This is a genomic window from Synechococcus sp. CBW1002, from assembly GCF_015840915.1.
GTDB lineage: Bacteria > Cyanobacteriota > Cyanobacteriia > PCC-6307 > Cyanobiaceae > CBW1002.
Genome location: NZ_CP060398.1, coordinates 42,347 through 68,980, shown reverse-complemented (window position 1 = coordinate 68,980; position 26,634 = coordinate 42,347). Strand labels below are relative to the sequence as shown.

At 67.2% G+C, this 26,634-nt stretch carries 24 protein-coding genes and 1 pseudogene; 14 read left to right on the top strand and 11 right to left on the bottom strand.

Going from position 1 to position 26,634, the window contains the following annotated elements; translation table 11 throughout:
- Nucleotides 1-50: 50 nt before the first annotated feature.
- A complete protein-coding gene (locus H8F24_RS00335; protein WP_231597991.1) occupies nt 51-1,658 on the bottom strand; it encodes a hypothetical protein in 1,608 nt (535 codons plus the stop codon).
- Between the two features lie 70 nt (nt 1,659-1,728).
- Here H8F24_RS00335 and lepB point away from each other — a divergent pair, with 70 nt between their 5' ends.
- Nucleotides 1,729-2,493 carry a signal peptidase I gene (gene lepB, locus H8F24_RS00330; RefSeq protein WP_370594776.1) on the top strand — a complete coding sequence of 255 codons (765 nt, stop codon included), beginning with the start codon at nt 1,729-1,731 and terminating at the stop codon, nt 2,491-2,493.
- On the opposite strand, the gene H8F24_RS00325 is transcribed toward lepB, so the two are convergent.
- Together H8F24_RS00325 and H8F24_RS00320 are read right to left on the bottom strand one after the other, a co-directional pair.
- Nucleotides 2,459-3,727 carry a dihydroorotase gene (locus H8F24_RS00325; RefSeq protein WP_197170534.1) on the bottom strand — a complete coding sequence of 423 codons (1,269 nt, stop codon included), beginning with the start codon at nt 3,725-3,727 and terminating at the stop codon, nt 2,459-2,461. The genes lepB and H8F24_RS00325 overlap by 35 nt on opposite strands.
- An 8-nt stretch (nt 3,728-3,735) precedes the next feature.
- Nucleotides 3,736-5,076 (bottom strand): histidine phosphatase family protein, encoded by a 1,341-nt coding sequence (locus H8F24_RS00320; RefSeq protein ID WP_197170533.1) that lies wholly within the window; start codon nt 5,074-5,076, stop codon nt 3,736-3,738.
- Between the two features lie 106 nt (nt 5,077-5,182).
- Between H8F24_RS00320 and H8F24_RS00315 the strand changes: the two genes are divergently transcribed.
- The 5 genes from H8F24_RS00315 (at nt 5,183) to H8F24_RS00295 (ending at nt 10,805) form a co-directional block, all read left to right on the top strand.
- On the top strand, nt 5,183-6,655 hold the full coding sequence (locus H8F24_RS00315; RefSeq protein ID WP_197170532.1) for a CPBP family intramembrane glutamic endopeptidase: 1,473 nt from the start codon (nt 5,183-5,185) through the stop codon (nt 6,653-6,655).
- A gap of 177 nt (nt 6,656-6,832) precedes the next feature.
- Entirely contained in the window at nt 6,833-7,198 is a 366-nt protein-coding gene (locus H8F24_RS00310) for a hypothetical protein (RefSeq protein WP_231597990.1), read from the top strand.
- A gap of 40 nt (nt 7,199-7,238) precedes the next feature.
- Nucleotides 7,239-9,050 carry a penicillin-binding protein 2 gene (locus H8F24_RS00305; RefSeq protein ID WP_197170531.1) on the top strand — a complete coding sequence of 604 codons (1,812 nt, stop codon included), beginning with the start codon at nt 7,239-7,241 and terminating at the stop codon, nt 9,048-9,050.
- Between the two features lie 100 nt (nt 9,051-9,150).
- The gene (locus H8F24_RS00300) at nt 9,151-10,320 is read left to right on the top strand and encodes a transaldolase (protein WP_197156661.1); all 1,170 of its coding nucleotides are present in this window, start codon (nt 9,151-9,153) and stop codon (nt 10,318-10,320) included.
- A 107-nt stretch (nt 10,321-10,427) separates the two neighbouring features.
- Nucleotides 10,428-10,805: a Crp/Fnr family transcriptional regulator gene (locus tag H8F24_RS00295; protein WP_197156659.1), complete on the top strand. Its 378-nt coding sequence runs from the start codon at nt 10,428-10,430 to the stop codon at nt 10,803-10,805.
- A 99-nt stretch (nt 10,806-10,904) separates the two neighbouring features.
- Here H8F24_RS00295 and H8F24_RS00290 read toward each other — a convergent pair whose 3' ends face one another.
- The 3 genes from H8F24_RS00290 to pyrH form a co-directional block, all read right to left on the bottom strand.
- Nucleotides 10,905-12,062, bottom strand: coding sequence for a geranylgeranyl reductase family protein (locus H8F24_RS00290; protein ID WP_197170530.1), 1,158 nt, complete (start codon nt 12,060-12,062; stop codon nt 10,905-10,907).
- A gap of 11 nt (nt 12,063-12,073) precedes the next feature.
- A complete protein-coding gene (frr, locus tag H8F24_RS00285; RefSeq protein ID WP_197156655.1) occupies nt 12,074-12,613 on the bottom strand; it encodes a ribosome recycling factor in 540 nt (179 codons plus the stop codon).
- An 89-nt stretch (nt 12,614-12,702) separates the two neighbouring features.
- Complete coding sequence (gene pyrH / locus H8F24_RS00280) at nt 12,703-13,416, bottom strand: UMP kinase (protein WP_197156653.1); 714 nt, start codon at nt 13,414-13,416, stop codon at nt 12,703-12,705.
- 122 nt (nt 13,417-13,538) lie between these two features.
- Here pyrH and H8F24_RS00275 point away from each other — a divergent pair, with 122 nt between their 5' ends.
- Nucleotides 13,539-13,724 carry a hypothetical protein gene (locus tag H8F24_RS00275; RefSeq protein ID WP_197156651.1) on the top strand — a complete coding sequence of 62 codons (186 nt, stop codon included), beginning with the start codon at nt 13,539-13,541 and terminating at the stop codon, nt 13,722-13,724.
- Nucleotides 13,725-13,749: 25 nt separating this feature from the next.
- On the opposite strand, the gene cobO is transcribed toward H8F24_RS00275, so the two are convergent.
- Both cobO and H8F24_RS18920 read right to left on the bottom strand, forming a co-directional pair.
- The gene (gene cobO / locus H8F24_RS00270; protein WP_197170529.1) at nt 13,750-14,445 is read right to left on the bottom strand and encodes a cob(I)yrinic acid a,c-diamide adenosyltransferase; all 696 of its coding nucleotides are present in this window, start codon (nt 14,443-14,445) and stop codon (nt 13,750-13,752) included.
- Between the two features lie 88 nt (nt 14,446-14,533).
- Nucleotides 14,534-15,949: a site-specific integrase gene (locus tag H8F24_RS18920; RefSeq protein ID WP_231597989.1), complete on the bottom strand. Its 1,416-nt coding sequence runs from the start codon at nt 15,947-15,949 to the stop codon at nt 14,534-14,536.
- A gap of 110 nt (nt 15,950-16,059) precedes the next feature.
- Here H8F24_RS18920 and hemH point away from each other — a divergent pair, with 110 nt between their 5' ends.
- From hemH to H8F24_RS00240, 5 genes are all read left to right on the top strand, one after another.
- Nucleotides 16,060-17,313, top strand: a complete 1,254-nt coding sequence (gene hemH, locus H8F24_RS00260) for a ferrochelatase (protein WP_197156647.1) — start codon at nt 16,060-16,062, stop codon at nt 17,311-17,313.
- A 49-nt stretch (nt 17,314-17,362) separates the two neighbouring features.
- Nucleotides 17,363-17,923: a M23 family metallopeptidase gene (locus H8F24_RS00255; RefSeq protein ID WP_197170528.1), complete on the top strand. Its 561-nt coding sequence runs from the start codon at nt 17,363-17,365 to the stop codon at nt 17,921-17,923.
- A 203-nt stretch (nt 17,924-18,126) separates the two neighbouring features.
- Complete coding sequence (ilvB, locus tag H8F24_RS00250) at nt 18,127-19,899, top strand: biosynthetic-type acetolactate synthase large subunit (RefSeq protein ID WP_231598342.1); 1,773 nt, start codon at nt 18,127-18,129, stop codon at nt 19,897-19,899.
- A gap of 95 nt (nt 19,900-19,994) precedes the next feature.
- Nucleotides 19,995-20,366 carry a nuclease gene (locus H8F24_RS00245; RefSeq protein WP_231597988.1) on the top strand — a complete coding sequence of 124 codons (372 nt, stop codon included), beginning with the start codon at nt 19,995-19,997 and terminating at the stop codon, nt 20,364-20,366.
- 39 nt (nt 20,367-20,405) lie between these two features.
- The gene (locus tag H8F24_RS00240; RefSeq protein ID WP_197156641.1) at nt 20,406-20,636 is read left to right on the top strand and encodes a GIVxVP protein; all 231 of its coding nucleotides are present in this window, start codon (nt 20,406-20,408) and stop codon (nt 20,634-20,636) included.
- Nucleotides 20,637-20,679: 43 nt separating this feature from the next.
- Here the strand turns inward: H8F24_RS00240 and H8F24_RS00235 are convergent, their stop codons facing one another.
- On the bottom strand, nt 20,680-21,444 hold the full coding sequence (locus H8F24_RS00235) for a Tic22 family protein (RefSeq protein WP_197170526.1): 765 nt from the start codon (nt 21,442-21,444) through the stop codon (nt 20,680-20,682).
- Nucleotides 21,445-21,575: 131 nt separating this feature from the next.
- Here H8F24_RS00235 and ppsA point away from each other — a divergent pair, with 131 nt between their 5' ends.
- Together ppsA and H8F24_RS00225 are read left to right on the top strand one after the other, a co-directional pair.
- Entirely contained in the window at nt 21,576-24,047 is a 2,472-nt protein-coding gene (gene ppsA / locus H8F24_RS00230) for a phosphoenolpyruvate synthase (protein WP_197170525.1), read from the top strand.
- Nucleotides 24,048-24,080: 33 nt separating this feature from the next.
- On the top strand, nt 24,081-25,748 hold the full coding sequence (locus tag H8F24_RS00225; protein ID WP_197170524.1) for a bifunctional UDP-sugar hydrolase/5'-nucleotidase: 1,668 nt from the start codon (nt 24,081-24,083) through the stop codon (nt 25,746-25,748).
- Nucleotides 25,749-26,190: 442 nt separating this feature from the next.
- On the opposite strand, the pseudogene H8F24_RS20045 reads toward H8F24_RS00225, so the two are convergent.
- Nucleotides 26,191-26,343 (bottom strand): annotated as a pseudogene (locus tag H8F24_RS20045) (mechanosensitive ion channel domain-containing protein); the annotation flags it as partial.
- Between the two features lie 8 nt (nt 26,344-26,351).
- Nucleotides 26,352-26,633, bottom strand: coding sequence for a hypothetical protein (locus H8F24_RS00220; protein WP_197172577.1), 282 nt, complete (start codon nt 26,631-26,633; stop codon nt 26,352-26,354).
- Between the last annotated feature and the right edge of the window lies 1 nt (nt 26,634).

Below are 26,634 nucleotides of genomic sequence, written 5' to 3'. Positions count from 1 at the left end.
CCCTGTGGTTCAGGCTCTGTCGTGGCCATGGGCAGGCAGCCATCCAGTCGTCACCGTCCTCCGCGCTTCGGCTTCTGCCCCTGTCTGCCTGTGTCGCCTGGATCAGTCTCAACGCCTCCTGCTCCTTGAATGGTTCCGTCATGGCCAGCCAGTGAGGATGGCAGGGTGATTTCTTCGAGCTCCTCGATGAGGGCCTCGATGCTGGCTCGGTTGATCTGGCCGAGGTAGGTCCGCTTCAGCTGCTCCAGCAGCGAGCAGAGCAGCGCCTGGGATCGCAGCAGTGCCTCCCCATTTTCGAGGGCGGAGGCCAGTTCTTCCCAGAAGCGGTCGATGAAGCGCTGCAGCAGCTCCAGCTGTAGATCATCCCGGCGCTGCAGACGCTCGCCGGTGCCTCGGGAGACGTCCAGCAGACTTTCCACCATGCCGTTGGCCAGCTGCCGGCTCAGCCCCTGCTCCATCTGCATCAGCAGCTGAATCCGCCGCAGCGGCCCCGGCACGATCGTGTTCTGCAGGCTCTGCTGCAGGGCATGCCCCAGAACTCCCTGGATCTCTGGCTCCAACCGGGGCGCCACCTGGTTGAGCAGCAGCGGTGCCCAGATGCGCACCAGCTCCACCAGTTCCTGTTCGTCGGGGCTGATCACGCTCTGGTGGCTGCGCAGGGCCCGAAGCCGCTCAGGCCACCGCCGCGAGCGCACAAGCTGCTGGATCCCGTCGACCAGCTGCAGGGACAGCACCTCAAACAGTTCCACCGCCAGCATCGCCACCACCCCGCGGCTGATCACTGCCCGCAGCGGCTCGATGTTGATCAGGCCGCTGGACTGCAGGCGTTCCACCACAGGCACCAGGCGCAGCCAGCGCCAGAAGGGCAGCAGCAAGGGCAGATCAATCCAGCGTCGCAGCAGCGCATCCCTCCAGCTCAGCCCGGGCAGTCGCCGCCGGATCCGCAGGCAGCGCAGGAGGATGTCCAGGGCGAAGACGCTCTGAAACAGCACCAGGTCGTAGAACCAGAAGTGGTCGGTGGGGCGGCCGTTTTCGTCGATCGACCGCCAATAGTTGGTGGCGACCAGGGGCAGGAGCTGCTCCCGCCAGAAGACCCGCTCCGTGGCCCAGGGGTGGCTGCTCAGCCAGGCCGGATCGAGCAGTTCGGCCGAGGCCTGTTTGGCCGAGGTCTCGTCGGCCCGCTGCCGCAGCAGATTCTTGATCTTCTCGAGTGTGCCGGAGGCGTTGGCGGCCAGGAAGGGATTGCTGTCGATCATCTGCTGCGTCAGCTTCACCTGCTTCGCCAGCAGCCGCCGCTGCTCAGCGCTGAAGCTGTCTGCTGGTGAGCTTCCCTTTGGGGATGCGCCGGTCTGCAGGGAGTGATCCAGGCGCTCGAACTGATCGAGGTAGGCCTGGGTTTCGCGGTGGGGTTCGATGCCCTTGATCGGATCCACCAGGGGGGTGAGATCCGGCAGAAAGGGCACCGGCACCCGCAGGGGCAGGGATTGCAGTGGATACAGATTGCGCTGCAGCCAGAAATTGCGCAGGGGGATGTAGGTGAGATCAAAGGCCACCCACAGAAGATTCACCGTTGCCCACAGGGCCACAAAGCGATCCCACGCCAGGGCGAGGGTGCTGCGGGGGCGTGGGACCTGAGCTTGCCAGCGGGGTCGTGCCATGAAGGGGCAGCGGGCCGATCTCTGCCTAATCTGCCTTCCTCGGGCCAAGCCGCCGCCGTCGATGAGTGCATTGAGCGATCCCCTACCCCATCCGCCCAACGACGATGACGTTCCTGGGGCGCGGCCCGATCCACCCGCTGTTCAGGATGAAACGCCCCATCCGCATGCGGCCGAGAACCCCTGGGCCTTCTGGCGCAGTGTGCTGATCACCCTGGCGGTGGCCCTGGGTATCCGCCAGTTTCTGATGGAGGCCCGGTACATCCCTTCCGGGTCGATGTTGCCGGGCCTGCAGATCCAGGATCGCCTGCTGGTGGAGAAGCTCTCCTACCGCAGCCGCGAACCACGTCGCGGCGAGATCGTGGTGTTCCATTCCCCCTATCACTTTGATCCGGTCCTGACCGGCGAGAGCTCCCCCAATCCACTCCGTTGCCTCCTGGTCAACCTGCCCTTCATCGGCACCCTGCCGGGCCTGCAGGTGCCGGCCTGCGATGCCTACATCAAGCGGGTGGTGGCTGTGCCGGGTGATCGGGTTGCGGTGGATCCCCGCGGTCAGGTGTTCATCGATGGCAAGAGGCTGAACGAGCCCTACGTGCACAACTACTGCCCCGTGGACAGCCAGGGCATCGGCCCCTGCCGCACCCTCAACACCGTGGTGCCGCCTGGCCACGTTCTGGTGCTGGGCGACAACCGCGCCAACAGCTGGGATGGTCGCTTCTGGCCCGGCGGCAACTTCCTGCCCCAGAAGGAGATCATCGGCCGGGCGTTCTGGCGCTTCTTCCCCTTTGATCAGATGGGCAGCCTCAGCCCATCAGGCACCAGTCCGCAGGATCCATGAGTCCGCTGGCCCGCACCCGTCCCAATAGGGGCTGTCCCCAATGCAACTGGTTGGCGGCCAGCGACCGGCAACTCCCACCGTCCCAGTTCCAGGACGCTGCAGGATCGAACAGAATCCAGCGGTCACTGGGGACGATCAGGCTCTCGGGTCGTTCCCCCAGCAGGGCAGCCGGACCCCAGCAGAGCACCTGCCAGAGCTCCGCCACGGTCCAGCCCCTGCCCACGACCAGTTCTTGCCAGAGCAGGGACAGGGCCAGCCCATGGCCGGCCACGCCGGCGCGTCGCTGATCCACCGGCAGCAGCCGTTCCTCGGCATCAAGCGGCTGGTGTTGCACTGCCACCGCCGTGATCAATCCCTCCGCCAGGGCTGCGATCAGGGCCTCCCGATCGGCCGGATTGCCCAGGGAGGGGACCATCCGCCAGCCTTCATCACTTGGATCGAGACGGCCGCTGTCGGCCAGCAGGTGCCACCAGCTCACCGTCGCCGGCGGTGGCTGGCGATGGCGGCGCAGCTGCTCCACCGCTTCGCTGGTGGAGAGGTTCATCAGCACCAGTTGGGCTGAGGGATGGGCCTCGCCAAGGGCCAGTAAGGTCTGAAGGGGAAGGGTTTCGCTCACCACCGGATCCAGGGGCCAGCCGGCCCGCAGGCCCTCCACCCGTTCCCGAACGAACCCCTGACGCGTCAGCTGGGCCTCCCGCGGAGCCAGCAGCACCGGCCGTTCGGCCATCTCCGCCAGCCGAAAGCTGCTCTCCAGCAGCGCTAGGGGAGGCAGGTGGTCATCGCCGGCCAGGCCAAGGGCTCCGGTGGCCAGTTGATCGGCGTGGGGGGCCAGATCCTGATCGGCACCCTTGAGACTGAGGCTGCCCCAGAGGCGCAGGCGCAGGGGCTCTGGCCAGTGCAGCTTCAGGCGCTCGGGCCGGTCGCGCCAGTCGTGGGCACGCGGCAGCAGGGCCACGGTGCCATAGCCCCCGGTCACGGCTGCCGCAGCCAGGCTGCTCAGGGTTTCGGCGCGGCCGTCCCATGGATCTTCGAGAACGCTGTGGGGATCCACCAGGGGAGGCGCCAGCCAGCAGCCGCCAGCGTCGACACGCACAACGGGTGCCAGAGGCAGGAGACGGCGGGCCTCATCGCCCTCAGCCACCAGGCGACGGTCCTCGAGCAGCACGTCGGTGGTGCTGGGCTGCTGCTGCGGGCCTGGCAGCAGCGTCACTCCTTCCAGCAGATGGCGCACCATCGGCCGGATCAGAGGGCTCCCGCCGCGGTGCGGTCCAGGACCCCGCCGAGGTGGGCGGTCAGGTTGAGGCAGCTCACCACCGCTCCTGCCGCCACGCCGTGGGGATAGTCGATCACGGTCACACCACCGTTGCCCTGCTTGATCGCCCAGATGTCAGCCGGCCGGAGGCCCAGCAGGCCACAGAGGATTGTCTTGTTGACGGCGTCGTGGGCCACAACCAGGGCCGTTTCCTCGTGATCGAGGCTGGCGGCGATCACGTCCCAGGTGTGCAGGGAGCGATCCGACACGTGCTGGATCGTTTCCCCCTCCGGCATCAGCACCGTCTCCGGTGCCCGTTTCCAGTCAGCCAGCAGCTGCGGCCAGCGCTCAGCGATCTCGGCTTCGAGACAGCCCTCCCAGAGGCCATGGCCGATCTCCACCAGCCCGTCGGTGCTGGTGAGCGGCACACCGGGATGGTCTTCGAGAATCACCTCGGCGGTGCGACGCGGCCGCGACATCGAGCTGGTGTAGGCCCGCTGCAGGCTCTGATCCGCCAGGAAGGACCTGGCGGCCTGGGCCTGGGCCAGGCCATTGGCGTTCAAGGGAATATCGATCTGGCCCTGAAAACGCCCCTGGCGGTTCCAGTCGGTTTCGCCGTGGCGCACCAGCAGCAGCCTCGGTCCATCGCCCTTGACCGGCAGGCCGCGGTCGAGATGGACCGTGCCGTTCAGCGACTCGATCTGGACCTCCGGATCGCTGGCCGAGCCGCTCAGGTTCAGCACCGACACCGAGGCGTTATCGAGGCGCAGTCGGCGGAACTCACGGGCGGGCAGGCCCAGCAGGGTGAGCAGCAGGCAGCGCAGAATGCCGTTATGGGCCACCACCAGCACCGTGCTCGTGCTGGCGCTGGTCACGGCCTCGGCGTGATCCCGAAGCAACCCGTTCAGCCAGTCCCGGGCCTGGACCATCAGCTCCTCGAGGGGGCGGTAACAGCTGCCGTCGGGGCGGCTGAATTCCAGGGTCTCGGGCGCCTCCCGCCAGCGGCGTTCCTCCTCAGGAAAGGTCTGCCTCAGCTCGCTGCGCAGCAGGCCGGTCCAGGGGGTCAGATCAATTTCCAGCAGCCCGTCGTTCGCTGTGGCCTGCAGGGACGTGCCCTGCGCCTGCAGCAGCTCTCGGGCCGTGTCACGGGCCCGGCTGAGGGGGGAGCAGTAGGCGGCGGCGAGGGGCAGATCCCGAAGGGCCTCACCGGTGCGGCGGGCCTGCTCGTGGCCCTCGGCGGTGAGGCTGGAGAGATCGTCGCGTCCCTGAATGCGGTGCTCGGTGTTGAAGGTGCTCAGCCCGTGACGGACCAGAACCAACCGGAGGGACACGGAGCTGTGGCGCGGGTGCGGCCATCGTATGGGAGGGGTCGGGAGCCAGGTCGCGGGGGGTGTGCGGCCCCTGCAGACCAGAATCCCAGGGCCACCGGCGCACTGCATGGCTCCGTCCTCCGCAACCTGGAAGCCCGCCCTGGCGTTCCTCAGCCTGGCTCTGAGTGCCCTGGTCTGGTTCAACGGCCTGCTCGACAGCCTGCAGCGGCCGTCGGTGGCCACCGCCCTCGATCTGCGCCAGCTGGAGCTGGCTGCTCTGGCGGCGCCGGCGGTTCCCGCTCCGTTGCAGCCCCTGCTGGTGGGGGCCGATCCGCTGGAAGCGTTGCGGAGGGAGTTGCAACGCCTCGATGGCGACACGGCTGGACTGACCGCTCCGCCGCTGCGGCTGCAGTGGGCCCTGCTTGAGCGTGGCCGCGGCGACGACGCCCAGGCCCGGGCGTTGCTGCAGGATTTACGCGCAACCGCCGAGCTTCCCCCCTCCCGGCGCCCCCTGCTCGATGCCCTGCTGGGGTCTCCCTCCCCCTCCCGGTCCGGTGAGGAACCGGCGGCCAGCCCTTCGGCTCTGGCGGTCGCTGATCCCGCCCTGCTGGCCGCCCTGACGCCCGACGACCTGATCGCCACTCTGCTGGAGCCGTGGTCACCCTCGCCGCTGTTGCGGCGCCTGGGCTGCGAGCAGCTCAGCGCTGATGCCGAGGATCGGCCGCTGCGATGCCTGGAGGCGGGCCCTGCCCGTGGAGCCCTCTGGCGGCTGGTCGGCATCAACCTGCTGCCCGCTCTGCTGTTGCTGCTCGGACTGGCCCTGCTGGTGCGGCAGCTGTGGCTGGCCTGGCGTGGTCGCCAGGCGCCCCTTCCCCCCTTGCAGGGCCCCACCCTCTCCGGTGTGGATGTGACCCTGCTGATCGCCGGTGGTTTCGTGCTGCTGGGTGAAGTGCTCACCCCGCTGCTGCTAGGCCCGCTGCTCAGCTCCGCAGTGGCCGCACTCGGGGTGGACCTGGCTTTGGGCCAGGGGCTGCAGGTGCTCGGGCTCTATCTGGGGCTGATGGCCGCCCCCCTGACCCTGCTCGCTGTCCTGTTGGCTGGGTTGGGACCTGTACCGGAGGGTGGCTGGTTGCAGTGGCGCTGGCGGCCGCTCAGCCTCAGCCTCCGCTGGGCCGCCTCCCACCTGGTGATGGTGTTGCCGGTGGTGGCCCTGACCGGCTGGATCCTGCAGTGGATCTGGAGTGATCCAAGCGGCAGCAATCCTCTGCTGGAGCTGGTGCTCACCAGCGGCAACTCTGCGGCGCTGCTCTGTTTTGCCGCGACGGCCATGGTGCTGGCACCTCTGTTCGAGGAGACCCTGTTCCGAGGCGTGCTGCTGCCGGTCCTGGCGCGGCGTCTCGGTGGTACGGGAGGCGTGCTCGGCAGTGCGGCCCTCTTCGCCTTGGCCCACCTCAGCCTGGGCGAGCTGGCGCCCTTGTTTGTGCTGGGTCTGGGGCTGGGCTGGCTGCGGTTGCGCAGCGGCCGGCTCGGGGCCTGCGTCCTGATGCATGGCCTCTGGAATGCCCTCACCTTCTCCAACCTGCTGTTGCTTGGGGGCTGAGCCTGGAGCGGGCTGTGCTGTGCCGATTTGCGGATGGCGCCGCCACAGCTTGCGAGTGCCCCTGTTCAATGGTTCACTTGCGCAGATTCCATCCAGGCTTTGCTCGCCTCCCCCTCCTCCCCCAAACCCCTCCGGCGAGCCCCGATCCGGCGATCTCTGGAGCTGATCCAGGGATCAATGTCTCCGACCCGGATCGCACGCCGCTCGCCTTGGCTGGCGGGCCTTCACCGTGCGAGTGACGGAGCCTTGCTCGGTCTGGGTGTGGCCATGCTCGGCCTGAGTGCCCTCACTCTCTACTGGCAGGCCCACTGGGCCCGTAGCTATCAGGAACTGGAGACCTCTCAGGTGCTGGAGCATCGCCTCCAGGAAGCCACTGCTGTGCTGGAACAGCATCACCTCGGTGTGGCCAGGACTCCAGGCCTTGTCGAACCCACCAGCAGTGAGAAACTGGTCTATCTGCCAGCTCCCCAGGCAGAGGCTGGACGACGGGGCCTGCCACTCTTGGCCAGTATCCAGATCGATCGCATCCCGTCTGGTTACTGAACGTTCCGGCTCACCGGTCTCTGCAGCGTCGATCCCTCCCATGGCGGCATCCTCGACCGATCTCCGCCCCCGTCGCCGCCCCCCGGGTCGGGTGGTTGATCTGCATCCGATCTCCCCAGGCCGGTTGCTGTCCGTCTATCTGATCCTGGCTGTTGGCCTCACTGGTCTGGCGGCACGACTGGCCTGGCTGCAGGTGGTCGATTCGCCCCGGCTGCAGGCCAAGGCCCGGGCTATCCAGACCCATTCCCAGGTGCCGATCGGCAAGCGCCGCACCATCGTGGATCGCACCGGACGTCTGGTGGCCCTGGATGAGGAGCGCTACACCCTCTGGGCCCATCCCCGGTACTTCAACCTTCCGGGTGACGATCCCCAGAAGCTGAGGCCCCCAGCCGACGTGATCGAGCGCCTGGCTCCAGTGCTGGCCGTGCCTCCGGCCAGCCTGGAAGACCGTATCGGCGGCCGCCGCAGCGGAGTCAAGCTGGCCACCGATCTCGACCCTGACACGGCCGAGCGGGTCCGGGAACTGGGCATCAGCGGCCTGGATCTCGAGGCCTATCCCCAGCGGCTCTATCCCCAGGGTTCCTTGTTCGCCAATGTGGTGGGCTTCCTCAACCTGGAGCGGGTGCCGCAGGCCGGCCTGGAGCAGAGCCGCGACCGGGATCTCAAGCGCCATGAGGCGGTGCTGCGCATGCGACGCGGCGCCGATGGCACCCCCCTGCCGGAGGGTCTGCAGGCTGGCGTGCTCTACGGCGACGATCTGCGCCTTCAGCTGACCCTTGATGCCCGCCTGCAACAGGTGGCCCAGCAGGCCCTCAGCAAGCAGGTCAAGCAGTGGAAGGCGAAGCGGGGGGTGGCCCTGGTGATGGATGTGCGCAACGGAGAGCTGCTGGCCCTTGCGTCCACGCCGACGTATGACCCCAACAAATTCTGGAAGTTCAACCCCGGTCTGTTCCGCGAGTGGTCGGTGCAGGATCTCTATGAACCGGGTTCCACGTTCAAGCCGATCAACCTGGCCCTGGCCCTGCAGGAGAAGGCGATCGATCCCAACGGACGGGTCAACGACAGCGGCTCCCTCACGATTGGCGGCTGGCCGATCTTCAATCACGACAAGCGGGCCAACGGGGTGATCGATTTCCCCACCGTGTTGCAGGTGTCGAGCAACGTGGGGATGGTCAATGCCATGGCGCGGGTGAAGCGTGATCGCTTCTGGCACTGGCTGCATACGCTCGGCATCGATGCGGTGCCAGACACCGACCTGCCTGGTGCGGTGGCCGGCCAGCTCAAGGATCGCCAGCAGTTCGTCTCCCATCCGATCGAACCGGCTGTGGCGTCCTTCGGTCAGGGGTTCTCGCTGACGCCCCTGAAGCTGCTGCAGATGCACGCCATGCTGGCCAATGGTGGCCGGCTGGTGAGTCCCCACATCACCCGGGGACTTCGTTCCGGTGATGCCTTGGCCAGCCCGGCGTCGCGCTCCGGCGTCCAACTCCTGGATCCGGCTGTGACCAAGGTCGTGCTGGGCTGGATGGAATCGGTGGTGGAGAAGGGCAGCGGCAAGGGCGCCAAGCTCGCCGCCTATCGCATCGGTGGCAAGACGGGCACGGCCCAGAAGGCCCGCAATGGCGTCTACATCCCGGGCGCCCGGATCTGCAGTTTTGTCGCGGTGCTGCCCATCGAGGATCCCCGCTTTGCCGTCCTGGTGGTGGTGGATGAACCCCAGGGCGCTAACGCCTATGGCTCCACCGTGGCCCTGCCGGTGTCGCGCCAGATCATGGAGGCCCTGCTGGTGCTGGAGAAGATCCCCCCCAGCAAGCCGGCCGCCGCCGCCGCGGCCACTGCCAGGCCCGCCGCCTGAGGTCCGTGGGATCGGGCTGATCAGGCCTGTGGCCATTCCCACAAGTGGCTCAGGCGGCTGCTAGGGGTCTGGCTAGCCTTCAGGGAGCGGACGATATCCGATGGCCAATCTCCTGGATCAACTCGCCGCCATGACGGTGGTGGTCGCCGACACCGGCGACATCGATGCGATTCGACAGTTCACACCGCGGGATGCCACCACCAACCCGTCGTTGATCCTGGCGGCGGCCCAGATTCCCACCTACCAGAACCTGATCGACCGCTCGCTGCAGGAATCGCGGGCAGTGATCGGCGCGGAGGCTCCGGCCGAGGAGGTGGTGAACGAAGCCCTCGACGAGATCTGCGTCACCTTCGGCAAGGAGATTCTGCAGATCGTGCCTGGTCGTGTCTCCACCGAGGTGGATGCCCGCCTCAGCTACGACACCGAGGCCACGGTGGCCAAGGCCCACAAACTGATCGGTCTCTACGAGCAGGCGGGGATTGGTCGCGAACGGGTGCTGATCAAGATCGCCTCCACCTGGGAGGGCATCCAGGCTGCTGAGCGGCTGGAGAAGGACGGCATCCACTGCAATCTCACGCTGCTGTTCGGCTTTGCCCAGGCTGTGGCAGCGGCTGAAGCCGGCGTCACGTTGATCTCTCCCTTCGTGGGGCGCATCCTGGATTGGTACAAGAAATCAACCGGTCGCGATCACTACCCCGGTGCCGAGGATCCCGGCGTGGTGTCGGTGACACGGATCTTCAATTACTTCAAGACCTACGGCTACCGCACCGAGGTGATGGGAGCCAGCTTCCGCAACCTGGACGAGATTCTTGAGCTGGCGGGGTGTGATCTGCTGACGATCTCACCGGCCCTGCTGGATCAGTTGCGCAGCACCGAGGCAGAGCTGCCCCGCAAGCTCAACGGCAGCGATCCGGCGCCGAGTGAGCCGCGCATCAGCCTGGATGAGGCGGGGTTCCGCGCCATGCTGGCGGAGGACCCCATGGCCTCCGAGAAGCTCGATGAGGGCATCCGCGGTTTCTCCAAGGCGATCGAAACTCTGGAGGCCCAGCTGGCCCACCGACTGGCGGTGCTGGAGGGCGGAGCTGCCTTCACCCATGCGGTGCAGGAGATTTTCCTGCTCAACGATCTTGATGGCGATGGCTGCATCACCCGTGAGGAGTGGCTCGGCAGCGATGCGGTGTTTGATGCCCTCGACACCGACAGCGATGGCCGGCTCGCCCCTGAGGATGTGCGCGGCGGTCTGGGAGCCGCGCTGGCCCTGAGTCGTTGAGGGAGTGAGTCACTCCTGCCGCGTCTCCAGTCGCCGGCCTTGAGGCACCGTTAACCCGATCGGGCCCGGCATCGGCGACACTGTGGAGTCACTTCTCCCTGCTTTCTGTGAACGCCCTGGATACGATGCGCGCCCTGGCCAGCACCGGCGAGGTGGTCTCCGTTCCCCAGGGTGAGCTGATCTTCCGCTCCGGCGAATCCGGCGACTGCATGTTCGGCGTTCTGGAGGGCACGGTCCAGCTCAGCTGGAATGGGGACACCGGCCACGAGCAGATCGAGGCCGGTGATGTGTTCGGGGCCGGCGCGCTCGTCACCCACGAACACCGCCGCTATGGCAATGCCCGTGCCCTCAGTCCCTGCAGGCTGCTGGTGATGAACCGGGAGAAGTTCCTGTTTGCGGTGCAGGAATCTCCCATGTTCGCCATTGAGCTGCTCGGCTCGATCGATCAGCGGCTGCGGCACCTCAAAGACTGCATCAAGCCCTGATCACGCCAGCTGGCCCGGCCATGGAGCCTGGCGCTGTCGAGGCTGTACGCCAGAGGCTCTCAAGTTCCTTCGGATGTGCTGCGCCGGGTCAGCTCTGTTTCAGCCCTGTTGCAGCAGCAACCTGCGGATCACCCGTTGGGCGATGTCGCCGTAGCCCATCGATCCTGAAAGGATCTGGGCGATGCGCTGCGGCGCGGTAGGGCGTTTGATCCCCAGCTGATAGCCCACCCGCGGGAAGCGGTAAAACACCTGGGCGATCCGCCGGCCCCAGGCCATCGACTCGCCCCAGTCGGCTCGCATCTGGCTGGTGTAGGCCCCGAGAGCCTTGGTGTCTCCCGCCAACCAGCGCTCCAGGCAGGCGGCGCCGCTGCTGCCGCTCATCAGGGCCGGTCGCAGCCCTTCCGCCAGGAATGGATCGCAGAGTGAGGCGGCATCTCCCACGGCGATCACTCCATCGCCATGCAGGCGGTGGTGGCCGTCCCAGACGCGCAGGGGAGCGCCACGGCGCTCACCGGCCGTGGCCGCATAGCCGAGGCTGGGCAGCATCCGCTCCAGCACGGCCGCATGGTCGGCCGGGTCCCGGCCGATGAAGGTACCCACCCCCAGGCTCATGCCCCCCTGGCGGGGGAAGGCCCAGCAGAAGCCGTGGTGCACCAGGCCGAACTCGAAATGGGCGGTGTCATCGTCATGGGCGCTGGCTTCGCCTGCCGGGGTTTGGGTGGTTCGATCCACCTCGGCGGCCAGGGTGGTGGCAAAGCGGGGCCGGGCCGGGCCCAGCCCCAGCGGTGCGCTGAAGGCGGAGGTGGAGCCATCGGCAATCACCAGGGCGTTTGCCCGTACCAGGCGGCCGTCGTCACTGCGCACCTGCCAGAGGGAGTCATGGCGGCTCACGTCGCTCGCGCTCCAGCGGCTCTCCAGGCTGCAGCCCGCCGCCACCGCCTGCTCGACCAGATATTGATCAAGCCGCTGGCGGCGCACGATCCAGAACGGCGCCTCTCCGGGGAGCTCGGCCGTGACAGGATCCTCCAGATTCCAGGTGAAGCGCACCCGGCGGATCACCCGGTCCACCGCCGGGCTGAGATCGAAGGGGAACCAGCGCTGCACCGATGCGGCCATGCCGCCGCCACAGGCCTTGGGCCGCGGCCAGCTCTGGCGCTCCAACAGCAGCACCCGGCGGCCGGCGTGGCTGAGATGGAAGGCAGCAGCGGCGCCGGCGGCGCCAGCCCCCAGCACGATCACCTCGACATCACGCGTCAAAGGATCAGCCCTCAGACCTTGAGGATCTCAGCTTCCTTGGTGGTCAGATGCTTCTCCAGTTCGCTGATGAAGCGGTCGGTGAGCTTCTGCACCTTCTCCTGCTCGTCTCGGCTCTGATCCTCAGAGAACTCTCCCTCCTTCTCCAGTTTCTTGATCCGGTCAATGCCATCGCGGCGGATGTTGCGCAAGGCCACCTTGCCCTCCTCGGCGTATTTTGAGGCGAGCTTGCAGAATTCCTTGCGCCGATCCTCGGTCAGGGGTGGGATGTTGATGCGGATCGATTTGCCGTCGTTGTTGGGGGTTAGCCCCAGATCGCTCATGGCGATCGCCTTTTCGATCAGGCTGATCGAGCCGCTGTCGAAGGGCTGGATCTGGATCGTCTGTGAATCGGGGGTGGTGATCGTGGCGAGCGATTTCAGCGGAGTTTCAGCGCCGTAGTACTCCACACTGATCTTGTCGAGCAGGGAGGGGTTGGCCCGACCGGTGCGGATGGTGTTGAAGGTGCGCTGGGTGGCTTCCACCGACTTGCGCATGCTGGCTTCGAGATCCATGACGGGATGACGCAGAAGGGATGCAGTCGAAACGGCGCGAAGGTCACGCCACGGTGCTCAGCGCACGGTGATGCTCAGCACAACAGTGGTCAACGCGAGGGAACGATACGGGTTCCGATCGACTGGCCTGAAACGGCCCGCCCGATGTTGCCCGCACCAAACAGGTCAAACACCACGATCGGGATGGCATTGTCCTTGCACAGCGCGATCGCGGTGCTGTCCATCACTTCCAGTTCGCCGCTGAGCACGTCCAGGAAGGTGAGCGTGTCGTAGCGCACCGCGTCAGGGTGCTTGGCCGGATCCATGTCGTAGACGCCGTCCACCTTGGTGGCTTTGAACACCACATCGGCATTGATTTCCGCCGCCCGCAGGGCGGCGGTGGTGTCGGTGGTGAAGAAGGGATTGCCGCAGCCGGCCCCGAAGATCACCACCCGGCCCTTTTCGAGGTGTCGGATGGCACGGCGACGGATGTAGGGCTCCGCCACCTCCTGCATCGAAATGGCGCTCTGCACCCGGGTCGGGATGCCGGCCTGCTCGAGGCCATCCTGCAGGGTGATGGCATTCATCACGGTGGCGAGCATACCCACGTAGTCGGCGGTGGCCCGGTCCATGCCGGCGGCGGAACCTTTAAGGCCCCGGAAGATGTTGCCGCCGCCCACCACGATGGCCAGCTCCGTGCCGCTGGCCACCACCTCGGCCACATCCCTGGCGATCGACTGAACGATGGCGGGATCGATGCCATAACCCTGGTCGCCCATCAGCGCCTCGCCGCTGAGCTTCAGGAGGACGCGCTTGTAGGCCATCGACATCCACAATCGCCCGCACCGTAGCAACCATGCCAACCCCGATCCAAGGAAGGCTTGAGGGTGGTGCTGGTTCCATGCGGCCCCAGAGGTCCTCGGCTCCTTCCTTCGCCCCGTGCCCGATGGCCAGCGATCCCCAGGCACCGCGCTCCAGCGCCGTGCTGGCCCGGCTCACTCTCTCAGCCCTGGAGCGGGGCAACGACCAGCCGGGTTTCTGGAGTGAACCGGAGGTTCATCGTGCTGTGCTGGTCAGCGGTCTGTCAGTGCTGCTGCATGCTCTGACGCCGCTGCAGCGGGACCTGGGCTGACCTCGGTCACCCGACGGAAACAGGCTCAGAATTCGATGCCCGCCTGGGCCTTCACCCCCTGCTCGCGGAAGGGGTGGCGGACCAGCTTCATCTCCGTGACCAGATCGGCCCGTTCCAGCAAGGCTGGTGGCGCCCCCCGGCCCGTCAGGGCCACGTGGGTGAGGGGCGGGCGCTGGGCCAGGCCCTCGATCACCTGCTCGATCGAGAGGTAACCCAGCTTGAGAGCCACGTTCACCTCATCCAGCACCACCAGCTTGCGCCCCCCGTCCGCCAGGTAGGAGAGGGAGCGCTGCCACGCCTGTTGCACCAGTTGACGGTCGCGTTCCCGGTCCTGGGTCTCCCAGGTGAAGCCCTCTCCCAGGGCGTGCCAGGCCAGGGCCTCGCCGAACAGTTGCAGGGCCTTGGCCTCGCCAGGCTGCCAGCCGCCCTTGATGAACTGCACCACCGCCACCTGCTCGCCGTGGCCGAGGGTGCGCAGCACCAGCCCCAGCGCTGCGGTGGTCTTGCCCTTGCCGTCGCCGGTGAACACCAGCACCAGGCCCTTTTCGAGGTTGCGCTCTCCGACGCGCTGCCGCTGCACTTCCTGGCGGCGGGCCATGCGGCGGCGGTAGGACTCCTGGTCGGCTTCGGGGGCCAGGTCGCCGCCTGGACCCAGCTCGGCGGCCACCTGATCGAGGCTGTTCGCATCGGGCGTCGTCGAGGAGGCTGCCGGATCGCTCATGTGCTGGTCGTGGGACCGCAGGACTGGGCCCACTGTGGCGGAAGGCGGCGGCGGTCTGAATCAGGTGGTCTGGATCAGGAGCGCTGAATCAGGCGGCCTGCTGGCCGTAGCGGCTGCGGGCCAGGGCCGCATCCACCGCCTGCTGCTGATCGCGCCGGGTGATCCAGTGGTGATAGGTGCGGGTGTGGATCGCCACCGAGTGGCCCATCATCCGCGCCGCCACCGTGTCCGGCAGTCCGATGTGGATCGTGCGCACCGCCCAGGCATGGCGCAGGTCGTAAGGGGTGAGCGGCAGGTCATAGCGGCGGAACTGCTCGGCCACTCGCCGACCCACCTGCTGCAGAGTGGTGCGGCGCAGATCGGTGCACACCTGCGGCAGGGCCTCCGGCTCGAGCACGAGCCGTTCCAGCCCGAAGCGCTCCACCCAGTCGGGCTGGAAGGGCCACACCTGGTGCTCGCCGGTCTTGCTGGTGGGCAGGACCCGCAGCACCCGATCACCGCCGGGGGCCAGGGCCGAGAGATCGCAGAAGAACACTTCGTGGTTGCGCAGCCCGTAGGTGGCCATCAGTCCGTAGGCCAGGCGCCAGCCGGGATTGGGAATCCGCTCGACCCACTGCTGCACCTGCGCGTCACTTGGGAGATGGCGGAACTGGGCGGTGTGGAGTCCGTAGCCGGCGGCGCGCTCAGTCCAGTCCGCCGGCAGGTCCAGGTCCAGGTGGCGCGCCAGGGCGGCCAGGGCGGTGCCGCACTGCTGGCGGCTGCGGCTGGTGGGGGCGTAGCTGTCCAGCACCTGCTCGAGCAGGGCCGCATCCAGAACGCACCGGCGGCCTGATGAAGCTCCGTCGCTGCTGCACTGGACCGCCAGACGCCGAAGGTAGGGCTGGTAGGCGCTGCTCCAGGTGGTGCGACTGCCGGCGGGATTGCGCCGCCGCTTCGGATCGCTGAAGAAGGCCGTTTCGAAGTCATCGATCAGGGCTTCCATCCCCCCGATCGTCGCTGTGGTGGTCGGTGCGGTGATCCGGCTGGCGATGGTGCGGCTGTTGGCGCTGCTGAGCTGGGACTGGCTTTGTCGGCGGAGCCGTGCGCTCTCCTGCCGCGCCGTGGCGCGGCGCCTGGATGTCGTGGTCGTACCGGTGGCAGCGGCGGTTGCCTGGCTACTGCCGATCGACCGCACGCTGGGCTTGGCTCCGGTTTTGACGGATCTCAATGGGGCTGCCTGGCTGGGGCGATCCCTACCGGCGCTGCTCCAGTCATCCCAGCGGAAACGCTGGTGTTGCAGCTCCTGCACCACCTGCCGCAACTGCTGCTCGGCCTCCTCCAGTCCCGCCTCGCTCAAGGGCAGACCGAGGCTGATCCGCTGCACCCGCATGCCGTCGCCGTTGCGGCAGGGCAGCGGCCCCCGCAGGCCGAGCCGCTGGCCGCGGGCCTCCAGCCGCAGGGCGATGCCGCTGCTGGCCATCAGGGCGTTCCGGCGGAGGATGCGCTCCTGAAGGGCGGGATCCACGGTTGATCCTGCGGTGGCGGGCGCTGAACTTACCGATCCGACTGCCGCGACACCAGGGGCAAAGGGACAGCGTTACGCTCGACCTCGTCTTTCGCCGCTTTTCGCCGGGCATGACTCAGGTCGACAGCAGCCCGGTCGAGACCAGCACGGGCGCAGGCACCAGACAGGAGGGCGGCTGTGCCGAGGGGCGCGGCAAGGTGGGCGTGGTTCTGCTCAACCTGGGCGGACCGGAGCGGATCCAGGATGTGGGGCCGTTCCTCTACAACCTTTTTGCCGATCCGGAGATCATCCGCCTGCCGACGCCGGCGCTGCAGAAGCCCCTGGCCTGGCTGATCAGCACCCTGCGCAGTGGCAAATCCCGGGAGGCCTACCGCTCGATCGGCGGTGGTTCCCCCCTGCGCCGCATCACCGAACAGCAGGCCCGCGAGCTGCAGAGCGTGCTGCGCCAGCGGGGCCTGGAGGCCACCACCTACGTGGCGATGCGCTACTGGCATCCCTTCACCGAATCCGCCGTGTCGGATATGAAGGCCGATGGCATCCACGAAGTCGTGGTGTTGCCCCTCTATCCACACTTCTCGATCAGCACCAGTGGCTCCAGCTTTCGCGAGCTGCAGCGTCTGCGCCAGAGCGATCCGGATTTCGCCCACCTGCCGATCCGCTGCATCCGCAGCTATTACGACCACCCCGGCTACGTGAATGCCATGGCCGGCCTGATTGAACGGCAGGTGGCGGCCTGCCCCGATCCCGCCAGCGCCCATGTGTTCTTCAGTGCCCATGGTGTTCCGAAGAGCTATGTCGAGGAGGCCGGTGATCCCTACCAGCAGGAAATCGAGGCCTGCGCGGCCCTGATCATGGATCGCCTGGCGGAGCGGCTGGGCCACCGCAATCCCTTCACCTTGGCCTACCAGAGCCGGGTCGGCCCGGTGGAATGGCTGAAGCCCTACACCGATGAAGCCCTGCATGAGCTGGGGGAGCAGGGGGTCAAAGACCTGGTGGTGGTGCCGATCAGCTTCGTGAGCGAGCACATCGAAACCCTTGAGGAAATCGATATCGAATATCGCGAGATCGCCACCGAATCGGGCATCACCAACTTCCGCAGGGTTCCGGCCCTGGATATCGATCCCACCTTCATCTCGGGTCTGGCGGATCTGGTGCAGCAGTCGATGGCAGGCCCCGAGGTGAACCTCGATCAGGCGGCGGCCCTGTCCACCACAGTGAAGCTCTATCCGCAGGACAAGTGGGCCTGGGGGTGGAACAACAGCTCGGAGGTATGGAACGGCCGGCTGGCCATGGTGGGATTTTCCGCGTTCCTGCTGGAGTTGCTCAGTGGTCGGGGTCCCCTCCATGCCATTGGTCTCCTCTAAGCAGTTGTTCCGCTTCCGCGCCGCAGCCGGTTCCTGGCGGTGGCCCGTCATGGCTCGCCGTGGGCTCAGCGGTGCTCTGCTGGCAGGCCTGTGGATCAACGCGGCGGTGGATCGTCCGGCGGGGGCCAGCAACCGCACCCGCTGGCAGCAGGGAGCCTTCCCTGTGGCCAGTTTTTCGGGCTACACCAGCCATTTCGGCCTGCGGGTGCGCTCCGGCGGCTGGAGCGAGCCCCACTACGGCCTCGACATCGCCGCACCGATGGGTTCAGGGATCCACAGCTGGTGGGGCGGCGTAGTAACTGATGTGATCCACGATGGCGCCTGCGGTGTGGGCCTGGTGATCCGCTCCGGTGCCTATGAACACATCTATTGCCACCTGGCCGGATCCGGATCCGGCGGCATCTACCGCAGCGGCCCTGTGCAGCTGCGGTCAGGCCAGGCGGTCCGAACCGGCCAGCTGATCGGCCATGTGGGCATGAGTGGCCGCACCACAGGTCCCCATCTGCACTGGGGCATCCGCCATCAGGGTCGCTGGCTCGATCCTGCCCTGATCCTCAGGGCCATGGCCGAGAGCCGGCGCCGCAGCCAGGCGGCCCAAGCGGCGCGCTGATCCCCAACTCCAGTCCCGACGCTTAAGGTTGAGCCAGTCCATCAGAATGGCCAGAAGCCTGGCCTGCTGCAGCCGTGACGCTCACGCCCCTTACTCCGGCGGCCCAGGCCGCGGTCACCCCGTCCTCCGCTGGGCAGCCTGCTCAGGAGCTAGCGCCGGTAGCCGCATCGACGCCGCTGCGGGTCACAGGGGCCTATGCCCTGATGGATGCCCTCAGGCGCCATGGTGTCGACCATATCTTCGGCTATCCGGGCGGCGCGATCCTGCCCATCTATGACGAGCTGCACAAGGCGGAAGCCCGCGGCTGGCTGAAACACATCCTGGTGCGGCACGAGCAGGGCGGCACCCACGCCGCCGATGCCTACGCCCGCGCCACCGGCAGAGTCGGGGTCTGTTTCGGCACCTCCGGCCCCGGCGCCACCAACCTGGTGACCGGCATCGCCACGGCCCAGATGGATTCGGTGCCGATGGTGGTGATCACCGGCCAGGTTCCCCGCGCCGCGATCGGTACAGACGCCTTCCAGGAAACCGACATCTTCGGCATCACGCTGCCGATCGTGAAGCACTCCTGGGTGGTGCGCGACCCCGCCGACATCGGCCGGATCGTCGCCGAGGCCTTCCTGATCGCCGCCACCGGTCGCCCCGGGCCCGTGTTGATCGATGTGCCCAAGGATGTGGGCGTTGAGGAGTTCGACTATGTGCCGGTGGAGCCCGGTTCGGTGAAGCCGGCCGGCTACCAGCTGCCACCGGCGCCCAGGCCTGAGGCGATCCGCGCCGCCCTCGATCTGATCCGCCAGGCCCGCCGGCCCCTGCTCTACGTGGGTGGTGGCGCGATCAGCAGCGGCGCCCATGCGGCGGTCCATCAGCTGGCCGAGCGCTTCCGGCTGCCTGTCACCACCACCTTGATGGGCAAGGGTGCCTTCGATGAGACCCATCCCCTGGCGGTGGGCATGCTCGGCATGCACGGCACCGCCTACGCCAACTTTGCGGTGACCGAGTGCGATCTGCTGATCGCCGTCGGGGCCCGCTTCGACGACCGCGTCACCGGCCGACTCGACAGCTTCGCCCCCCGGGCCCAGGTGATTCACATCGATATCGATGCCGCCGAGGTGGGCAAGAACCGAGTACCCGAGGTGCCGGTGGTGGCGGATGTGAAGCAGGCCCTGCAGGCCCTGCTGGCGGCGTCCAGCGGCGACGATTCGGCCGGTCGCACCCAGGCCTGGCTGGAGAGAATCGACACCTGGAAGCACCACTACCCCCTGGTGGTGCCGGCCCCCGAGGGCGAGATCGCTCCTCAGGAGGTGATGGTGGCCCTGCGGGACCTGGCGCCCGAGGCCTACGTCACCACCGATGTGGGCCAGCATCAGATGTGGGCGGCCCAGTTCCTCCACAACGGCCCGCGCCACTGGATCAGCTCCGCTGGCCTGGGCACCATGGGCTTCGGCATGCCCGCTGCCATGGGCGTTCAGACCGCCTTCCCGCAGGCGCAGGTGATCTGTGTGGCTGGCGACGCCAGCATCCTGATGAACATCCAGGAGCTCGGCACGATCAGCCAGTACGACCTGCCGGTGAAGGTGGTGGTGATCAACAATGGCTGGCAGGGCATGGTGCGCCAGTGGCAGGAGAGCTTCTATGACGAGCGTTACTCTTCCTCCGAGATGACCGGCGGCATGCCGGACTTCGTCACCCTGGCCGAGTCCTTCGGTGTTCGCGGCGTGCTGATCAAGGAGCGAGAACAGCTTCACCTGAAGTTGCGCGAAGCCCTGGCCCATCCAGGCCCCGCTTTTATCGATGTTCGGGTGCGGCGAAATGAGAACTGCTACCCGATGGTTCCCCCCGGCGCCAGCAATGCCCAGATGGTGGGTCTGCCCAGCCATCCCGAACTGGCCATCGATACCACCCGTCACTGCAACGCCTGCGGATCCAGCACCTCCAGCGCCCACCTCTACTGCCCCAGCTGCGGAGCCAAGCTCTGAACATCGTGCTGCTGCTGCCTACGGCCTGCCCTGCTCACAGAGCGCAGGCTTCAGGCTCCGGCTCCGCTCGCCGCCAGGATCTTCTCCTGGGGATAGTGACTCGCCTGGTCGGCCTCGGCCTGCTGATGGCGAGCCTCCTCACCGTCGGGGTGCCCATTGCAGGGGCCGCCGATGTGCTGCAGGTCCGCAACGGCACATTGCTTCAGGTGGGTGACGGCAATCGCAACTATGAGGTCGAGATGGCCTGTATCCATGTGCAGCCAGAGGAGCAGGAGGCCGCTCAGGCCTGGTTGCGGCAGCAACTGCCCCGCAGAACAGCTGTGAATCTCCGCCCCCTTGGACAGGAGCAAGGTCGCTTGCAGGCAAGGGTGCGCCGCATCGACTCCTCCGACTATCTTGAAACCGGTCTGATGGCTGCTGGTCTGGCTGAGCCGGCCTCTTCCGCCCCTGCGGGCTGTCCGGTCTGAAACTTGCGCGTGGGACCATACCTTCAGATCTAGACATCCATGAGCCTGAACCGCACCGCCAAGGGCATCGTGCTTGTTCCCACCCTGCTGCTGGGCGGAGCCTTTCTGGCGACAGGAATCTGGCTGGATGGGCCTGCGGCGGCCAACCGCGGCTTAGCCCTCAGCCTGGGCGGGGTGTTGATCGGAGCCGGGCTGCTGGCCCAGCTCTTGCCGGAGCAGTCTCCAGAAACGGAGAAGACTCAGGAAACCCCCAACCGCCCCAATGCCTGAAGGGTCTCCAGAATCCTCTACCTGAGGGAGGAGACCGTGGGCGTCACTTGCTGCCTGGCGCTGCGGCGTTGCGCTTCTGCTCTTCAACCAACCTGAAGTATTCGCGGGTCGGAAAGAAGACGTAGGAGTCGTCCTTGGCCTTGATGATCTCGCGCATGACAGCGGTCATGTCAGCGGCCTGTACTTGGAGCTTCGCCCGGTCGGGCACCTCCGCCAGGGCCTTCTGCAGATCTGCATAACTGAGGAAGAACACCCCACGGGGTCCCTGCGGTGTTTTCACCGTGAGGAATGGCTTGGTGAAGAACACCGGGATGCTGAGCCCCTCGTTGATTTCCTTCTCGGCCAAGCCCTGCTGCTTGAGAATCTGAACGGCCTGGTTCCGATCGGCGTCGGCAGGGATCACCGGTGCGATCAGGGTGCGACCATCCTTCACTTCCTTGCTCAGGGCAGTGACCTTTTCATTGGCCACATTCATGGGCAGGGGAACCACCCGCGCCTTGATCGAGGGATTGGCCTTGGTGAAATCCGCCAGAGCCTGCTCGGCTTTGGCCCGCTCCAGATACATCGGCAGGATCAGGGTCTTGTCCCGCGGGATCGGCAGAGGTGCCCCCTTCTCGTTGGTGAGGATGAATACCGGCACCACCGCCAGCTTCTTCACCGCTTCGGATTCGGGGATGGCCTGGGCCGGGATCGGGGCCGTCAGAGCCAGGCCACCCGTTGCTGCGATCAGCGCGGTCTGAAGGCCCAGGGCCAGACCGGCAAAGCGGCGTCGCACCAATGGGCGCAGCCTGGGGCGATCGATGGTCATGACGGCCGGCCAGTGCAAAGAATCACCCTAAGCACGGCGGCCCGGGCAACCCCCATGCCACTGGACGGTAACGGTCATGACCACCGGCGTGGATCCATGGTCAGAGTTGCGTCAGCAGCCCGTGGCCGCGGATGAAGCGTTCCGACAGTCTGGTGGTGCCCTTCGATCAGGTGGGCATCGATGCGATTGCTCAGGTGGGAGGCAAGAACGCATCCCTTGGTGAAATGATCCGCCAGCTGGGCCCCCGCGGGGTGAAGGTGCCGGGCGGCTTCGCGATCACCGCCGCGGCCTACCGCCACGTTCTGGCTTCCAACGGACTCACCGCTCCTCTGGCCGCGCTGCTGGGGGGGCTTGACGCCAACGACCTGCAGGCGCTGCAGGCCGCCGGTCAGGCGGCGCGGCAGCTGCTGCTGGCGGCCACCCTGCCGGCGGATCTTTGCGAGGCGATCACGGCGGCCTATCGGGCCCTGCCTGGTGTGGAGGGGCCTGTGGCCGTGGCCGTGCGCTCCAGTGCCACCGCCGAAGACCTGCCGGACGCCAGCTTCGCCGGTCAGCAGGAGACCTATCTCCACATCGAGGGGGAGGCGGCCCTGCTGGAGGCCTGCCGCCACTGCTACGCGTCCCTGTTCACCGATCGGGCGATCTCCTACCGCCAGCTCAATGGCTTCGATCACCTGGAGGTGGCCCTCTCGATCGGCGTGCAGCGGATGGTGCGCTCCGATCTGGCCTGCTCGGGGGTGATGTTCAGCATCGACACCGAGACCGGCTTCAAGGACGCGGTGCTGCTCACCGCCGCCTATGGCCTCGGCGAGAACGTGGTGCAGGGGGCCGTCAATCCAGACGAGTACCTGATCTTCAAGCCCACCCTGGAGCAGGGTTTCGCGCCGATCCTGAGCAAGCGGCTCGGCAGCAAGGCGATCCGGATGGTCTATGGCGATGGCGATGTTCCGGTGCGAAATGTGGATGTGCCCGAAGCCGAGCGGGATCGCTTTGCTCTCACCGATGCCGAGGTGCTGACCCTGAGCCGCTGGGCGGTGGTGATCGAGCGCCACTACAGCGAGCAGCGCGGTACTCCCACGCCGATGGACATCGAATGGGCCAAGGACGGCCTCAGCGGCGAGCTGTTCATCCTGCAGGCCCGGCCTGAAACCGTGCAGTCCCACCGTCAGGAGGCGGTGCTGCGCAGCTGGCATCTGGCGCCCCATGGGTCTGAGCAGATCTGCCGCGGTCGGGCGATCGGCTCCTCCGTGAGCAGCGGCCGGGCCCGGGTCATCCGTGATCCCTCCGAGATCGATCGTTTCGAGCAGGGGGATCTGCTGGTGACCGAGCGCACCGACCCCGACTGGGAACCGATCCTGAAGCGGGCCAGCGGCGTGGTGACCGACCAGGGGGGCCGCACCTGCCACGCGGCGATCATCGCCCGGGAGATGGGGATCACGGCGATCGTGGGAACCGGGGATGGCACAACCCGCATCGCCGATGGGGAGGCGATCACGATCAGCTGCTGTGAGGGGGATGTGGGACACGTCTACCGCGGCACCCTGCCCTTCCACGTGGAGGAGCAGGCCCTTGGGCATCTGCCGGCCACCGGCACCGCGATCCTGATGAACGTGGGCAACCCCGAGGAGGCCTTCAATCTGGCGGCGATTCCCTGCGACGGCGTTGGCCTGGCCCGGCTTGAATTCATCATCGCCAATCACATCAAGGTCCATCCCCTCGCCCTGCTGCAGCCGGATCAGGTGAGTGATCCGGTCGAGCAGGAGGCGATTGGCCGGCTGACGCGCGGCTACGCCCATCCGGCCGACTACTACGTCGATCTGCTGGCCCAGGGCATGGGGCGGATCGCGGCCGCCTTCTTCCCGAGGCCGGTGATCCTGCGCTTCTCCGATTTCAAGAGCAATGAATACGCGCGTCTGCTGGGGGGCGCGGCCTTCGAGCCCGTGGAGGAGAACCCGATGCTGGGCTGGCGCGGCGCCTCCCGCTACTGCAGCCCCGTGTTCCGTGAGGCCTTTGCCCTGGAGTGCACGGCCCTCAAGGCGGTGCGCGAGGGGATGGGCCTCACCAACGTGATTCCGATGATCCCCTTCTGCCGCACACCGGAGGAGGGGGATCGGGTGCTGGCGGAAATGGCCCGGTCGGGCCTGGTGCGCGGCGAGGCGGGCCTGCAGGTGTATGTGATGTGCGAACTGCCCAGCAATGTGATCGCCGCCGAGGCCTTCGCCGAGCGGTTTGATGGCTTCTCGATCGGCTCCAACGACCTCACCCAGCTCACCCTGGGCCTGGATCGCGATTCCGCCCTGGTGGCCGATCTGTTCGACGAGCGCCATCCCGCCGTGATGGCGATGATCCGCCTGGCGATCCAGACCGCCCGGCGCTGCGGCCGCAAGATCGGCATCTGCGGTCAGGCCCCGAGCGATTACCCCGAATTCGCCCGGTTCCTGGTGGCCGAGGGCATTGATTCGATCAGCCTCAATCCCGATGCCGTGATCGCCACCCGCATCCGGGTGGCGGAGATGGAACGCCAGTTGGAGGAGGCTGCTGCAGGGGCACCGCCTGCAGGTGCTCCGACTGCAGCTGGACCGCCTGCAGTGGCACTGTCCTGATCCAGGCATGCCATCAGCTCCTTCCGATTGCTCATGGTGACCAACCCGCCGCTGGGTGCCCGCCAGATCCGCCTGTCTCCCCCCTGGCGATCCACTGCGGGCCTGCAGGCCATTGGAGGGCTGCTGGCGGCCGGGGCCCTGCTGCTGGCGGTGTTCGTTCCAGCGATGGCGCGGGCCGAGCGGATCGAGCTGCAGCTGGTGCAGCTCAACGACGTCTACGAGATCACGCCGATTCCCGGTGGCGGCGGCGACCTGGCCCAGGTGGCAGGGTTGGTGCGGCAGTTGCGGGCCCGCAATCCCCGCACCCTGGTGCTGATGGCGGGCGATTTCCTCAGTCCCTCGGCCGTGGGCACTGCGGTGGTGGAGGGTCGCCGCCTTGATGGTCGCCAGATGGTGGCGGTGTTGAACGCGATCGGGCTGGATCAGGCCACCTTCGGCAACCACGAATTCGACCTGGCTGAGGGGCCTTTTCGTGACCGACTGCGGGAGGCTCGTTTCGGCTGGATCTCGAGCAATGTCAACGACACGGCTGGTCGCCCCTTCCCTTCAGTGGTGCGTCAACGGCTGATCGAGCTGCGTGGGTCCGGTGGCGCATCCCTGCGCCTCGGGTTGCTGGGGGTGACCCTGCCCAGCAACCCGGCGGTCTACGTGCGCTACAGCGATGCCGTCGCCAGCGCCATCGCCCAGGCCCAGCGCCTGCGGCAGCACGGGGCCGACGTTGTCGTGGCTCTCACCCACCAGGCCCTGGCCCAGGATCAGCAGCTGGCCAGCTCGGCGGCGCTGATCGATCTGATCCTCGGCGGCCATGAGCACGAGAATCTGCTGCAGCTGCGCTTCCGCAATCCTGCTGTTCAGGGTTCGGCCCCTGAGCTGACCGCCGCTGGTGGGACCGCCACCGCTGCCCGGGCACCTTCGCCTCCGGGATGCCGGCCAGCCGGAGTGCCGATCGCCAAGGCGGATGCCAATGCCCGCACGGTGTGGCTCCACACCCTGGCCTACGACACGGTCAGCCGCTGTCTGGAGATCCAGTCCAGTCTGCTGCCGGTTGATGGGCGGTGGCCAAGCGATCCGGTCGTGGCGCGGCAGGCCGATCACTGGCTTCAGAAGACTGAGGCGGCCTTCCGCCGCCAGGGGCTGGAGCCCGAACGGGTGATCGGCATCAGCGGCGTGTTGCTCGATGGCCGCGACGCCCCGGTGCGTTCCGGCTCCACCACCCTCACCCGCCTGATCACGGCTGCCATGCGCGCCGCCGATCCCGCCAGTGCGGCGGCGATTCTCAATGCCGGCGCGATCCGCCTCGATGACGTGCTGCCCCCTGGCCCGATCCGGGAGATGGAGGTGATCCGGGCACTGCCCTTCGGCGGTGGTCTGAGCAGCGTCGACCTCGAGGGGGCGCTGCTGCAGCGGGTGCTGGAGGTGGGGATGGCCAACCGTGGCAGCGGCGGCTATCTGCAGGTGGATGGCGCCGCGTTGGGGACCGATGGCCGCTGGCGGCTCGATGGCGAGCCGCTCGAGCCAGGCCGGCGTTACAGGGTTGTGCTGCCCGATTTCCTGCTCACCGGCCAGGAGGTGAATCTGGGCTTTCTGCGCCAGGGGGCCGCCGGGGTGGACGTGATTGCTCCGGCCGGAGATCTGCGCCAGGCCGTGATTCGCTGGCTGCGGCAGCACCCTCCGGGCGCTGACCAGCCTGGGGCTGGCTGATGCGGATGTCCAGGGGCGGTGCGTCCACCAGCTGCACGGTGGTGGAGGCGAGCTGCACGCGGCTGCCCGGCCGGTTCACCGCATCCAGCAGCTGGGTGTAGAGGTGGTCCTTGGTGGAACGGCGGCGTTTCACGTCGACCAGATAGCGGAGCGTGAATTCCATCCAGTTGTCGGTCAGCACCAGGGTCACCTGGGGTTCGAGGGTGGCGTTCTCCAGCAGGTATTTGTGCACCATCACGCTCCAGGCGACCCGGGCTGAGGTGGTGATAGCGTCGCCGGCCACTTCGGCACCCACCTGCTCGAGCAGGTGGCGGGCTTCGTTGTGATCGCTGCCGTATTTCACGGGCAGGCGGATCTCATCCCAGAGGAAGGGAAAGTCGCCGGAATAGTTGAACACGGGTGCCTTGAATACGAAGCTGTTGGCGATCCGCACGATCCGGCCGGTGTAGAGGTCGGAGGCCACCCATTCCCCCAGTTCCATCAAAGTGGTGCGCAGGATCCCGATGTCGATCACATCGCCTTTGATGCCGCCCAGCTGCACCCGATCCCCCGGTTTGTAGAAGCCACCGAAGGAGATGGCGATCCAGCCGGCCACGCTGCCGATCACTTCCTGCAGCGCGAAGGCAATGCCGGCGCTGGCCACACCGATCGCCACCGTGAGCCCCCCAGTCGGTCCTTGAAGACCAGGGACAGAAAGACGATGCCCACGGCGTAGCCGCTCAGGCTCACAAGCTTGCGGCCGTAGTAGCGGCTGTCCCGGTCGTCGAGCCGGCGGATCAGGGAGCCCTGGGTGAGCCGCACCAACAGGATCAATGCGCCGACGCCCAGCAGCGCCGTGGCCAGCTTGGCCACCAGGGGGTCGCTCCACCAGCCGGAGGTTGGCACG

Coding starts and splice junctions, on each gene's coding strand:
- hemH (WP_197156647.1), top strand. CDS start 16,060: ATGACTCAGGTCGACAGCAGCCCGGTCGAGACCAGCACGGGCGCAGGC.
- H8F24_RS00335 (WP_231597991.1), bottom strand. CDS start 1,658: ATGGCACGACCCCGCTGGCAAGCTCAGGTCCCACGCCCCCGCAGCACC.
- H8F24_RS00315 (WP_197170532.1), top strand. CDS start 5,183: ATGGCTCCGTCCTCCGCAACCTGGAAGCCCGCCCTGGCGTTCCTCAGC.
- H8F24_RS00300 (WP_197156661.1), top strand. CDS start 9,151: ATGGCCAATCTCCTGGATCAACTCGCCGCCATGACGGTGGTGGTCGCC.
- H8F24_RS00255 (WP_197170528.1), top strand. CDS start 17,363: ATGGCTCGCCGTGGGCTCAGCGGTGCTCTGCTGGCAGGCCTGTGGATC.
- cobO (WP_197170529.1), bottom strand. CDS start 14,445: ATGAGCGATCCGGCAGCCTCCTCGACGACGCCCGATGCGAACAGCCTC.
- frr (WP_197156655.1), bottom strand. CDS start 12,613: ATGGATCTCGAAGCCAGCATGCGCAAGTCGGTGGAAGCCACCCAGCGC.
- H8F24_RS00240 (WP_197156641.1), top strand. CDS start 20,406: ATGAGCCTGAACCGCACCGCCAAGGGCATCGTGCTTGTTCCCACCCTG.
- H8F24_RS00325 (WP_197170534.1), bottom strand. CDS start 3,727: ATGGTGCGCCATCTGCTGGAAGGAGTGACGCTGCTGCCAGGCCCGCAG.
- pyrH (WP_197156653.1), bottom strand. CDS start 13,416: ATGGCCTACAAGCGCGTCCTCCTGAAGCTCAGCGGCGAGGCGCTGATG.
- H8F24_RS00310 (WP_231597990.1), top strand. CDS start 6,833: ATGTCTCCGACCCGGATCGCACGCCGCTCGCCTTGGCTGGCGGGCCTT.
- ilvB (WP_231598342.1), top strand. CDS start 18,127: ATGGATGCCCTCAGGCGCCATGGTGTCGACCATATCTTCGGCTATCCG.
- H8F24_RS00275 (WP_197156651.1), top strand. CDS start 13,539: ATGGCCAGCGATCCCCAGGCACCGCGCTCCAGCGCCGTGCTGGCCCGG.
- ppsA (WP_197170525.1), top strand. CDS start 21,576: ATGAAGCGTTCCGACAGTCTGGTGGTGCCCTTCGATCAGGTGGGCATC.
- H8F24_RS00305 (WP_197170531.1), top strand. CDS start 7,239: ATGGCGGCATCCTCGACCGATCTCCGCCCCCGTCGCCGCCCCCCGGGT.
- H8F24_RS00235 (WP_197170526.1), bottom strand. CDS start 21,444: ATGACCATCGATCGCCCCAGGCTGCGCCCATTGGTGCGACGCCGCTTT.
- H8F24_RS00225 (WP_197170524.1), top strand. CDS start 24,081: ATGGTGACCAACCCGCCGCTGGGTGCCCGCCAGATCCGCCTGTCTCCC.